The sequence below is a fragment of the Cyclonatronum proteinivorum genome, assembly GCF_003353065.1.
Classification (GTDB): domain Bacteria; phylum Bacteroidota; class Rhodothermia; order Balneolales; family Cyclonatronaceae; genus Cyclonatronum; species Cyclonatronum proteinivorum.
In genome coordinates this window covers 4,174,794-4,186,606 of sequence record NZ_CP027806.1, presented here as the reverse complement: position 1 = coordinate 4,186,606, position 11,813 = coordinate 4,174,794, and the positions used below count along the sequence as shown (strand labels likewise).

13 protein-coding genes are annotated in these 11,813 nt (G+C 52.3%); 4 read left to right on the top strand and 9 right to left on the bottom strand.

Translation table 11 applies throughout. The annotated features are described in order from the left end of the window. Window positions 1-750: 750 nt before the first annotated feature. On the top strand, window positions 751-1,242 hold the full coding sequence (locus CYPRO_RS15990; RefSeq protein WP_240644789.1) for a transposase: 492 nt from the start codon (window positions 751-753) through the stop codon (window positions 1,240-1,242). Window positions 1,243-1,904: 662 nt separating this feature from the next. On the opposite strand, the gene CYPRO_RS15985 is transcribed toward CYPRO_RS15990, so the two are convergent. Then, the gene (locus tag CYPRO_RS15985; RefSeq protein WP_164682867.1) at window positions 1,905-4,196 is read right to left on the bottom strand and encodes a T9SS type A sorting domain-containing protein; all 2,292 of its coding nucleotides are present in this window, start codon (window positions 4,194-4,196) and stop codon (window positions 1,905-1,907) included. Between the two features lie 249 nt (window positions 4,197-4,445). Next, a complete protein-coding gene (locus CYPRO_RS15980) occupies window positions 4,446-4,742 on the bottom strand; it encodes a PqqD family protein (RefSeq protein ID WP_114985565.1) in 297 nt (98 codons plus the stop codon). A 226-nt stretch (window positions 4,743-4,968) separates the two neighbouring features. Between CYPRO_RS15980 and CYPRO_RS15975 the strand changes: the two genes are divergently transcribed. Next, window positions 4,969-5,859, top strand: coding sequence for a phosphoenolpyruvate carboxykinase (ATP) (locus tag CYPRO_RS15975; protein WP_114985564.1), 891 nt, complete (start codon window positions 4,969-4,971; stop codon window positions 5,857-5,859). Then, window positions 5,840-6,343, top strand: coding sequence for a S24 family peptidase (locus tag CYPRO_RS15970; protein ID WP_164682865.1), 504 nt, complete (start codon window positions 5,840-5,842; stop codon window positions 6,341-6,343). Before CYPRO_RS15975 ends, CYPRO_RS15970 begins: the two co-directional genes overlap by 20 nt. A gap of 1 nt (window position 6,344) precedes the next feature. On the opposite strand, the gene CYPRO_RS15965 is transcribed toward CYPRO_RS15970, so the two are convergent. Next, window positions 6,345-6,806 (bottom strand): YtoQ family protein, encoded by a 462-nt coding sequence (locus CYPRO_RS15965; protein WP_114985562.1) that lies wholly within the window; start codon window positions 6,804-6,806, stop codon window positions 6,345-6,347. Window positions 6,807-7,109: 303 nt separating this feature from the next. On the opposite strand from CYPRO_RS15965, the gene CYPRO_RS15960 reads away from it, so the two are divergent. Then, complete coding sequence (locus CYPRO_RS15960) at window positions 7,110-7,706, top strand: rhomboid family intramembrane serine protease (RefSeq protein WP_240644788.1); 597 nt, start codon at window positions 7,110-7,112, stop codon at window positions 7,704-7,706. Window positions 7,707-8,230: 524 nt separating this feature from the next. Here CYPRO_RS15960 and CYPRO_RS15955 read toward each other — a convergent pair. The 6 genes from CYPRO_RS15955 to CYPRO_RS15930 all read right to left on the bottom strand — a co-directional run bounded on the left by CYPRO_RS15955 (window position 8,231) and on the right by CYPRO_RS15930 (window position 11,675). After that, window positions 8,231-9,709, bottom strand: coding sequence for a sodium:solute symporter family protein (locus CYPRO_RS15955; protein WP_114985561.1), 1,479 nt, complete (start codon window positions 9,707-9,709; stop codon window positions 8,231-8,233). Next, window positions 9,709-10,038 carry a hypothetical protein gene (locus CYPRO_RS15950; RefSeq protein WP_114985560.1) on the bottom strand — a complete coding sequence of 110 codons (330 nt, stop codon included), beginning with the start codon at window positions 10,036-10,038 and terminating at the stop codon, window positions 9,709-9,711. The genes CYPRO_RS15955 and CYPRO_RS15950 overlap by 1 nt, the downstream gene beginning before the upstream one ends. An 88-nt stretch (window positions 10,039-10,126) precedes the next feature. Then, complete coding sequence (locus CYPRO_RS15945; RefSeq protein WP_114985559.1) at window positions 10,127-10,420, bottom strand: DUF2335 domain-containing protein; 294 nt, start codon at window positions 10,418-10,420, stop codon at window positions 10,127-10,129. A 1-nt stretch (window position 10,421) separates the two neighbouring features. Further along, on the bottom strand, window positions 10,422-10,628 hold the full coding sequence (locus CYPRO_RS15940; RefSeq protein ID WP_114985558.1) for a hypothetical protein: 207 nt from the start codon (window positions 10,626-10,628) through the stop codon (window positions 10,422-10,424). 11 nt (window positions 10,629-10,639) lie between these two features. Next, a complete protein-coding gene (locus CYPRO_RS15935; RefSeq protein WP_114985557.1) occupies window positions 10,640-10,894 on the bottom strand; it encodes a hypothetical protein in 255 nt (84 codons plus the stop codon). Between the two features lie 154 nt (window positions 10,895-11,048). Then, complete coding sequence (locus tag CYPRO_RS15930) at window positions 11,049-11,675, bottom strand: YgjV family protein (protein ID WP_114985556.1); 627 nt, start codon at window positions 11,673-11,675, stop codon at window positions 11,049-11,051. Window positions 11,676-11,813 lie beyond the last annotated feature (138 nt).

The following is an 11,813-nucleotide window of genomic DNA, read 5'->3' as shown; positions in this document are numbered from 1 at the left end:
GTGATGCGTGATGCGTGTTTTGTTGGTTCCGTGTGATGGAAAGAAAGCAAAACAAGATACAGGATAGCAGGCAGACATGGGCAAAAAACGCGGACGAACCGACGACACGTAGGGGCGACCCTCGTGGTCGCCCCCGATGCGGGAAACGCGCCGGAATGCGGAATTAAATTTGGATGTATGAATTGCCAGGAAAAAAACCGGGTGTTTGCCCCGGCATTCGGACGAACACGTAGGGGCGACCCTCGTGGTCGCCCCGGATACGGGAAATGCGCCGGAATGCGGAATTAAATTCAGGTGTATGAATTACCGCGAACAAACGGCGCATTCGGGTCGAATTCTGGGTATGAGGCCATTCCGGCATCCGGGGCGGGGCGACCACGAGGGTCGCCCGTACGGGGCAGGGAAATGGCAAAATGCGCGATTCGATCCGGATATATGAATAGCCGCGAAAAAACGGCGAATTCGGGTATTCGGGTCGAAATTTGGGTATGGGGTTGTTTGGGAATTATTGGCGCTCACGAATACCGAATAAAAAATCAGGCTGGTATTTTTCGGCGCGTTGAATTATAATCCCATCCAAACAGCACCAAACCTGACATAACCCAAACAGTTATCATCAGTCAGAAATGAAAGAAAATGAATCGATATGATTCAAAAAATCACAAACGCAGATCTATCCGGTTGCGGGGTTTTGATTATTCACAATCGGGTTTGTATTTCGTGACGTTTTGTGTGCAGGATCGGCTGTGTTTGTTTACCCGTATTCGTCGGAACAAACTTGAGCTGAACGAGGCCGGGCGCATGGTACAGGCCGAGTGGGAAAAGTTGCCCATGCGGTTTTTGGATATCCGATTACATGAATTTGTGGTCATGCCCAATCATTTTCACGCCATCATAGAAATTGAAAAAGGAGACGAAAACGGGGACTGGAGCCTGCCGGGTGGCGCAGATTTGCAGGAATGCCAGGTTCCAAAGCCATATCAGGAAAACGGGTTTCAAAAAGAAAAATCCCCCGGTACCAAAAAGTTGGGGCAAATCGTCGGAGCATTCAAATCCATCACAACGGTAAAATATATTGAAGGCGTGAAAACCCGAAACTGGCCGCAATTCGACGGCCGGTTGTGGCAACGCAGTTATTGGGAACACGTCATCCGCAATGAAACGGCGTACCGTCATATTTCCGGATATATCATCACCAACCCCGAAAAATGGGCCCAGGACAGGTTAAATATGCCGGAATAATCCCATGTGTTTGCAATCGGGCCCGTAAGGTGAATTGCATCAAAAACAATGTAGGGGCGACCCTCGTGGTCGCCCCGGATGCGGGAAATGCGCAGATATGAAATTTAAACCCGGATGTATGAATGGCCGCGAACAAACGGCGTGTGATTCGCGCATTCGGGCCGAATTTAGGTATGGGGTTGTTCCGGTATTGGGGTCGACGCGTAGGGGCGACCCTCGTGGTCGCCCCGGATGCGGGAAATGCGCGGATGTGAAATTGAACCCGGATGAATGAATGCCCACTAACAAACAGCGCATTCGGGCATTAAGGTCGCATTTTGTGTACGGGTTCATTCCAGCATCCGGGGCGACCACAAGGGTCGCCCCTACGATGCGGGGAAATGGCAAAATGTGCGGTATGATTTGGATGTATAAATGGCCGCTAACGAACGGCGAATTCAAATATTCGGGCCGAATTTTGGGTATCGGGTCATTCCAGCATTCAGAGGCGACCACAAGGGTCGCCCGAACGATGCGGGGAAATAGCATAATGCGCGATTCAATCCGAATGTATAAATGACCGCGAACAAACTGCGGATGATTCCCGCATTCCATGCGGCTGTTGCCGTGCAATTTGGTGCTGATACCCCATATAACGGACACATGAAATGCGAACAAAGGTCCTATTTCAGCAGCGTTATCGTGCGGCTTAGGCGGCCGGTTTGTCCGGCGGGGGTTTGGTAGGTCAGGACTACGATATATATACCGGAAGCGAACTGCCCGGCGTCCCAGCTGAGGGTGTGTGTGCCGGGGGACATCGGGCTGTTTTGGAGGAGGGTTGCGGTTTGGCGGCCGAGGCTGTCGTACACGCGTAGGCTTACTTCCGTGGTTTCCGGAAGGTCAAAGCGGATGTTGGTGCCGGGGTTGAAGGGGTTGGGCCAGGGTGGAAGCAGGGCGAAGGAAGCCGGCTGTTCGGTGGTTGCCGGCGGGAGGCTGACCGGATCGTTGGGGTCGGCTTCGAAGCTGAAGGGCAGCAGCTCGTATGTACCTTCGATTTCATTTATGATGGCCTGTGCCGGAAATATTTCGGCAATGCCCGCTTCTTCAATCTGAAAAACGAGGCTGCCGATGAGGCCGTCACCGGTGAACTGATTCGATGCCCAGGCCAGCTGTACCATGCCGGGCTCGGGCTGATGCCATGCCTGCAGCAGCTCCCCGAAACCGGAGTTCCCGGCAATGATGCCGGTGAATTGCAGCAGGTTGGCGGGGTAAAAGAAGGTAAGCTCGGCCGACAGGGCCGGTTCCGGAAGTCCGCTTACCACAATATCAACCTGGGCTTCCTGTCCGCGGTAGAGTGGTTCGCCGGTCAGGCTGATGGTAATATCATCTACGCTGCCGGATGAGGGCGTGATGCCATCCATCGATAAAAAAGCCCCCCCTGAATGCTGCGTTAACGAAGCCCCGGCAGGATCTTTGCCAGGGAAAAAGCGGGGCAGGTCAGGACCGAAGCCGGTTTCGTTGAGGTCGGCGGGGAAGGGCATGCTGAAGCCGGAGGAGCGCCGGTAGATGCGTCCGGCGTCGAAGGCGGAGAGGATGCCGCTGCCGTTTACTTCTGCGGCGTAGGCCTGCGCAAAGCCGAGACGAGTTTCGGAGGCTCCGCTCACTTCCTCGAGTACGCGGAGGGCATCGGATTCGGAAATGAAGCCTGTGCCGGTTACATCGCCGTAGCGGATCTGCTCTATGCTGTCTTCACTGCCCAATAACAGCTGATGTATGGCTGTTTGTGCCGGATCGCTGTTGATGACAACCATCCCGAGCCGCTCGATGGCACCCCAATCCCAGCCGGGGTTGGCAAGTACCGGCTGCAAACCATGCGCACGTTCGGGCAGGTAGGTTTCGACCCCGCCGTCACCAAAGTAGGCTATGAGTCCCCACCCGCTTTGGGGGCGGTCAGCGAAGAAGGCTGCGAGCGCGGTCCCCTCGGGGGAATGCTGGGGTACAAGCGCGTAGTAGCTTGCCGCGTTTGGGGCGATGTTCCAGAGCGGGTAGGGGGCATCGGGCAGGGTGCTGCGCTGACTGCGTTTGAAGGAAGTGGGGTAGCGGGCCGCATCCGCGAAGCCGAAGCCGGGCTGACTCCAGCTCCCCGAGGCGAGATGCCACAAATGCAGGCGGGTGATTTCAGTCGTGTAGTCGAGGCCGCGGCTTTCAAGTTCTGCGGCGATCGCGGCTTCCATTGTGCTGTCGGGTTGCAGCGCAATGCGTTCCCAGACGTGGCGCATGAAGTCGGGGGAAACGGCTTCCAGAAAGTACAGTATCCAGGTGGCATGGGCGTAAGCGACGGGCGTGCCCTGACCTGGAAGCCGGAAGATGGAGTCATCTCCGATAAAGTGCAGGTATTCGCGGACTTCCGGAAAGACCTGATGCTCGGCGCTGAGGGCGTCCATTTCGAGCCAGGCTGTAGCGCCGGTCGGACCGCTCCAGTTGTTGTAGCGGAACTGAATGGCGTGATAGAGCTCGTGCGCAACGGTTACGCGGGCAGCCCCGGCCTGCGGATCGTCGGCATCGTTGCCGGAAATCCAGTCGAAAGTTGTGTCGATTACGCTGAAGGGCTCGCTTTCCTGAATGCTCGTAAAGCCGTAAAAGCCGAGGTTGCGCAGGTAGATGTTGTAGGGCTGTGCGCTTACCGGGTCGTGGAAGCCAAGGCTGCTGAAGTAGGTTTGTGCGGAATCGGCAGCGAGGGCGATGTGCTCAATCCAGTCGGGTATGCCGGTTCCGGATTCATCCTGAGGCGGCACGGCATGTTCGCCGCTGAGATCGTACCAGATTATAAATCCGCCGCCGGGCGACTGATAGCTGTTTTCGCCGGCAAAGTTGAGCTGTTCACGGAGCGGATTCGGAATCTGCTTTACGTGCGGATGTTCTCCTCTGTGGGCAGCAGTGAGGGTTGCCGTAAAGCAACGGGGCCTGTATTCCAAAGGTTTATTCGCCGGATGTGCGTCGTCCTTAAGTCCTGCTTGGGCGATGATGGTTTGCCAAAAACCGGAAGCTTGATGGGAAGTAGCATGTAGTCCCTGTCCCCATGCTACAGAACCTGCCGTGGATAAAATGAAAGTACAGCATCCCCAAAAAACAAGGCCAATCCATAGGGATTGGCCTCTGAAAATACGTCCGAAAAATTTAGAATGGTGTGCGAACATACGGTTGCAGCAATGAAACAGAACAAATTAATTTGGAACGCTTGTCATAAAGGTATGAAGTTCATCAATAAACTCATTTACATCGGCACGGGCTGTTTCGCGATCTACCTCATACTTATTGGTAAGTGCTTCAACAAGCGATTCAATAGTTGTCTGTTCATTGATAGCTTCCCAAAGTACAGAAGCTGAAGGGTTAAGGGTTAGCATGGTATTGAATTCGGCCATCCGCCCCCGAACCGGCACGAGTATTCGTTCACCATTTACGGGCTCAGACGCAAAGTTCGGCCTTTGCTTAATAATATCACTAATTTTAGGGTGGCTCATACTTCAAAAATTGGAGGTTTTGTTGCAGGTAAGGCTGAACTAATTAAGTAATTTCGCAATATAAACAAATCTGTTTTACCTCGTCTTAAAAAATAATGGCATAGCATAGCGAGATCGGGCATTTAAGCAGGCTTTCAGTTTAGGAAGGTGTTATATTGGCAGCGCAAACACAATAGGTACTAAAACTAAAGAAACAAAAACAAAAAGACGGGATCAATTTTTGGGTATGCATTTTTTTAGAGTAGCGGATGTGGTTTATAAACTTACAGCGGAAGGCCGCATGCAGCGGGAGCCTGGAAACTGCCTGCAGCCTTATCTGATTGAACCGGAGCAAAGGCATGATGTCCATATTCATGTGCATGAATCTTTACCCGGTGATCTTTCCTTTCTGAATGATCTTCCGTCCATCTGCGATGGAAATCTCGACGGTCAGTCGCTGTGGTCGGTTGCAAAGCATGAAGAGGGTTTTGTTATTCGTACCTATCAGCATTTTAGTCCAGACGATCAGCAGTTTGTAACCGTAACGGATAAACATTTCACACGCTTTGCGTGCTACCCGCTGAATTTTCCACCTGAAGATGAGCAGCGCTCTGTGGCTCCGGTATCGTTTCCGCTGCTTTCTTTGATTTTGTACTATCAGACCTTAAGCCATCCGATGTTGTTTGTACATGCTTCAGCCGTTTGTGACGGCGACAAAGGCCGGGTGTTTACCGGGGTATCTGGTGTGGGTAAGTCCACGATTTCCAATACCTGGTATCAGGCAGGGTACAAGCTGATTAATGACGACCGGCTGCTGATCCGTAAAAATGAGGAAGGCCGGTGGATTGTCCACAACACGCCCATGGTGTATCCGCAGGTGCCTGCTTCGGTGCCGCTGCATGCCGTGTACCTGCTGCGTCAGGCGCCGGAATATAGTCTGAGAAAATTACGTAGTGCAGAAGCCGTAACGCGTGTACTAAGCAACTGCATTCTGCAGGGTTTTGACCGCGATTTTCTGCAGCATCACCTGCGGACGGTGACCGATATGCTTTCCGAAACCCCGGTGTATGAGTTCGGTAATCTGCCTGAACCGGGTGTTATTGACTTTATTCGCGAGCATGAAGCCCACCGTCAGTAGAACCGTCGGAGATCTTGTAGCTGTTTCTGAAAAGCTGCTTAAGCGGGGGTATCATGTACGGATCAAGGCCGGGGGGCAAAGCATGTATCCTTATTTGCTAAACGGTGATCAGCTCGAAGTGGAGCCGGCTACCCTTGAGACGCTTGAGCCGGGTGATATTGTTGTTTTCCGGCGCAATCAGAACCTGATTGCACACCGGCTGCATCAAGTGACCGGGAGCGGGGAACACATCAGAGGTCTTTCTATTGGCGATTCCGGTCTGTCGAAGGATGAAATGCTCACACCTGATATCGTAGCAGGCAGGGTTGTTGCGCGTGTGCGGGACGGGGAGGAAAAGCCGCTCCGTACACCGGAGGCCATACGATACGGTAAACGGATGGTGCGGCTTTATCCTGTACCTCATTTTTTTGCGCAGCTTAGGTTGCGGTTTAGTCAGTTGCTGCGCCGGGCCGGAAACCTTGCGAGGAAAGTCAGCAAGAGCTGAATCAGCGGAAGTTCATGAGTTTGCCGGTACACACATACGTGAGGATGTCTGCAACCTGTTCGTTGGTACGGGCAACGGCGTTGGCGGCTTCGTTGACTTCCTTCAGAGCGTGATCAAATTCAGGGGGCTGTACAATAATGAGAGGTTTGCCCAGGGCTGCAGCATAACCGGCATCGAAAGCGGCATTCCATTGCCGGTATTTTTCACCAAACCGCACGATGACGATATCGGCTTGTTCCAGTAGGGTGCGCGTGCGTATGGCGTTGAGTCCGGCGCCTTTTCGGTCTTTCCAGAAGGCCTGTTCCTCGGCACCCAGAATATGGACCCCGCAGTCGTCGCTCGCAGGGTGATCGGTTACCGGACCAAAAAAAGAGGCTTCAATGCCGCGGCTTTGAATGGTTTCGGTGAGTTCTTCGCGCCAGTTGGAGTGAATTTCTCCGGCTAAATATATTTTCCAATCCATGATGAATGTGTTTTGGGGTTGATGTATATGCTTAATCAGCGCCAAACTACAAAAATCAATGGTAAGTTGTATTTCATACTATGTCGGGAGATACGAAGTAACAAAAAGAGTAAAGGATGATTTTTTCTTTTGAGGATAGATTTACCCGGCCCCTGATATGTCCGCCAATCAAAAAATCTCTGAAAGTGTTAAATGCTAAATGGTTCGTGTTGACTTCATCGGGGAATCCCGCCAAATTATAATTCCGGTTTTGAAGTTTACTTCAGCGCTACGGAAATCACTTGGTTCAATCAGAAATTTGCTGTGACGCTTACCCTAATCATCATCGTTATCACCAGTGCCATCACCTGGTATGCCTGGAACGTAAATCCGCAGGCGCAGGCCTGGGGGATGTTGCGTCCGTATTATGTTTTTCGTCAGGACCGCTGGTATCAGCTTTTGAGTGCCGGTTTTTTGCATGCCAATCTCACGCACCTGCTTTTCAACATGATTACGCTGTTCTTCTTCGGTCCGGTTGTGGAGCGGACGCTGGGAGCCGGCTATTTTATAGGACTGTATCTCGCAGGGCTCGTTTTGTCTAATATCCCGAGTTTGTTCAGGCATCGCGATAACCCAAAGTTTGCAAGCCTGGGTGCTTCAGGCGCGGTAGGCGCCGTGCTGTTTGTGTTTATTTACTTTTTCCCGATGGCGCCGATTTATCTGTTCTTTATCCCGATCGGCATTCCGGCGGCTGTGTTTGGCGCGGTCTTTATCGGCTACAGCTTTTGGGCGCACAAAAAAGCCAACGATCAGATCAATCATGAAGCCCATATCGCCGGTGCCGTTACCGGCCTGCTCTATGTGATGATCATCGTGCCCCGCGGCATAGATCACCTTCTGACCTTGCTCGGGATTATTTAGGATAGATTACATTAGGATAGCTTGCCTTTCTGCCATTGCCCGCGTTAGGAAGGCGGATCTGAATTTGCCCGTAATGAATGAATCAAAATTGCGGCTCAGGTCTTCTTTCGGACTTAGCGCTGAAGGCGCGGTATACCATAGCACAGGGTGCAAACCCTGTGACCCGGCACAGCCCCCGATTTGAGCCCTGAAGGGGCGGTATATCTCCGAGGCCTGAATTACAAATAAACCCGTATCAAAAGGATGGAGATATTTCGCACCGACCAGGCTTTCATTCCTGCTATGGGAGCAGCGTATTTTTATATGTCTGTCTCCATAAAAAGTGCTTCTGTTCAGTAATGCAGATCAGGACACTGAGCTGATGTAAGCGAGGCGCGCCAAAATCAAAAAGCAAGGGACAATGAGCTGATTTGGGATTTCTGACAAGCACGAAAGACCGTGATGTTCACGGAGTTCACCCAAAAAAATAAAACCGGGGGCATGCTCAGGTTGCCGGGATTCAGGTGAGAACTACTCCATGCGTCTCACACGAGTGGTTTTTCCATGAATTTCTGAACCCGTTTGGGATCATCAGGGCGGGTGAGCCGGCTCACGATAATCAGGAGCAGGATGTTGACCGCGAGGCCGTAGACGCCTTCGTGCAGGTCCCAGGGTTTGAGGGCGGGATTGAGGAGGTAGAAGACGTTGACGAGCATCCCGCCGAAGAGTCCGCTGAGGGCGCCCGCTTTGGTAGCGCGTTTCCAGTAGAACATGGCGAATACGACCGGGAAAATCTGCGCGACACCCCCGTAGGATGCGAGCAGCAGGGCGACGAGGGAGACGTCTGAGGCAACGGCGAAGTAGTAGGAAATGAGGCCGATCACGATCACGAGTACGCGGATGAGCAGGCGCTCGGTGGTGTCGGAGATGGGCCTGGCCGTGGCTTTGGAGATGCCGTCCCGTACGCCAACGGAGGCAGCGGAGTGCAGGATGGCGTCGCCGGAGGACATCGAGGCCGCGAGCGTGCCGGCACAGAACAGGCCAATCACGATGGCCGGTAGTTCGAGCTGCATAAGGATGTGCGGCAGAATGCTGTCGGCGGGTGTGACACCCGGAAAAATAAGGATGGCTGAGAAACCGATAATGAGAATGGGAATCAGGAAAATCTGAAAGGTCGGGTAGAGTACGATGCTGAGGCGGAGGGAGCGCTCGCTTTTGGCGGCGAAGCTGCGCATGAAGAAGTGCGGCCAAACCGAGAAGCCGATGGCCGAGACCAGCACCGCCGAGCTGAAAGCGCCCCAGTGCCAGGGACTGCCATCACCTGCCAGGCCCGGTGCGGCCAGCATGGCACCTTTGCCTGCTTCAAGAAGGGCTTCAAACATGGGGCCGACGCCGCCATACAGCACGTACGGAAGATACAGCCCGAGCACCCAGGCAAGTACCATCATGAACAGGCCCTGAAACGCATTCGACCATCCGACGCCCATCACCCCGCTGAAATAGACGTAAATCAGCACAATCAGGTAGGTGAAGCCAGCCCCGGCCCACTCGGGGATGCGGCCTTCGGAAATCACGTTCAGGACGAAACCGGCGCCTTTCATCTGAATGGTGAGGTACGGGATGAAGACAACTACACTGAGGATGGCAAGCAGCACCGACATCATGCGGCTGTCGAAACGGTCGGACAGGAGTTCGGCCTGCGTTACGTAGCCGTACTTTTTGCCGAGGCGCCAGGCACGGGGACCAAAAAAGTAGAGCGGGATGATGCCGGTCACGCCAAATCCGATAATGTAGAAGGCCGCCGCGCCCCGTGAGTAGGCCCAGCCGGGTCCGCCGAGGAAGGCAAAGGCCGAGAAAATGGAGGCGCCCATCACAAAATAGAGCAGCATCACATTCATACTGCGGTCGCCGGCCACATAGCCGTCAACGCTTTTGGAAATCCGCAGCCCGGGGATGATGCCGGTTGCCAGCGAAATGAGCAGATAGACCCCAACGACGATCAGAATAATGGTACCGGTTTCCATCAGGCGGATGCTCCGGTTTCGTTGCGGGTTTCAGCGAGATGCTGCTGTTTTACGCGCTCGTTGTATTCGCGGTCGAGTCGGGCGTTATCGGTCACGTAGAGGTAAACCATGCCCGCGAAGGCCAGAATGAGCATGAGGGTGAGCCACGCAAAAGAAAGCGGGAGTCCGAGGATGAACGGCTCCGCGTCTGAAAAAAAAGCGTAGAGCGGCCAGATAACGCCCAGTTGAATGAAGCCGGCAAGCAGTACGAAGGCCTTACGGTTGTTCGGGTAGGTGCTCCCCATGAAGCGGAAGTAGCCGGGCTTTGGGGTAGGTGTGGTTTCAGGCATGGGGACAAGCTTGGAAGTTAGTAGTTCGTATGGGTGTACGAATATAACTTTTTGTTTTAATTACCGGCAGAAAAGTAATAGCTCTTTATTAGGTGTTGGGATGCGTTTTTCTCCTGTCCAAAAACTCGGAAACCAAGCCGGATAATCCCACCCCACTCACAATTGTGCCAGCTACTTCAAAGCCGCTGAGGATACAGATGACGCCTCCTGTTAGTGCGAATAATGCAATGGTGAGCGCAAAAGTCTGTCCTCTTTTCTTGAGCTTAAATGATTCATCGATAATTCTGGAGTCTCTGTCATGAGCATGTTTCTGCTCATCAAGAGACATTTTTTTGATAAGTTCAGCAAAATCGGGAGCAAGGCGGATGTACTGTTCAAGCACATCAGGAGGAGGAAAAGGCCCCGGAAAAGCTGCTTGATGAACTCTGGGTTACTTCAATCCGAATTATTTGCTTGAGATGGGAAAGAAGTTCAACCCGTTGCTCTCTTGTTAGTTTCTCTAAGAGCTCTGGATCTTTTTTGAGTAGTTCCTTTTCCAGCTTATTTAAGGAAACATCAGCATCTGATTCGTGTTGATCTTTGTCAGACATACAAAAAGATCTTAACCATTCGTCTCCAGGTTAACAGAGACAGCCTGTGTGGGGGGCTTTTGTGAAGGATTCGCCACCCTTATGTTTGATTTGATTTTAGCTGCTTCAAAAGCTGTATTAATGTATGAGCCTGTATTGTGCCAATAGTTGCTGATGGATGCTTTTGCACCGGGATACTCTTTATATTCGTTGAAATGGGCACTTCCTTTTAAATCAAGAGCAGAACCCATTCCTTCGAAGAAATCTTTTTTATTGCGCATTTTCATATCAAAATAAGGTATGTCGGTTTACGGATTGACTGACTAGTGGCAATATATTAGAGTAAATACGAAAGAAAAAAACAGAGAAGCAAATAATGCAGCTGCTACGGTAAATTAAAACCAAATTGGTTTAAGTATCTGATGCCGAATAAATGTATTGCTACATCCGCATGCCGTAAACCTGCTCTTCTCCGGGCAGAGGCTCAAAGCCGATTTTGCGGAGGTAGGCGGCATAGTGCGGGTCGCGGGTTCTGGAGCGGATTTCGGTGATGCCTTCATCGGTGAAGTGCTGCCGGTTTTCGCGCCACAGGTGTGCGGCAACTTTGAAATCACGGTACTGCGGAGTCGCGTAATCGAGGGAGACGTGGAAACAGCCGTTTTCGACCCGCCCCAGGATGAGTCCGGCGGGCGCCATGTTGCGCAGCACGAAGTAGCCGTGATCGCTTGCTTCGGCTTCATCTTTAAAATCGGGATAAAAGGTCGCGATATCCTCCTGATAAAACTTGAGAAAGGCGCTCAGGTAGGCGTCGGGTTTGTCTATGGGCAGGATGCGGAAAAACTCGCTGCTGCGGTAAATTTGGGTGAGGTAGTACACATTAATGAGCACAATGAAGGCATTCATGCCGGCAACCGGCCATGACCCGATCAGGTAGCCATAAACAGCAAAGGTAGCGGCGCCAATCATGTTCACGATGCGCAGCGGCACGATGCGGCTCATCATCAGGGAAACGGCGACAAGCACGGAAGCTACATAGCCGATGAGTTCATACACAAAAACGGAATCCATCTTAAAATCGAATCAACAGGTTTTTAAAAATTAAGGAACGCCAAAGGTACGAAATCCGCGGAACTAAACCGGCCGTCCTAAACTTTTGCTCTTCAGCAGCTTTGAGGTTATTTGGGCTGAACATCCGAACACCCATCC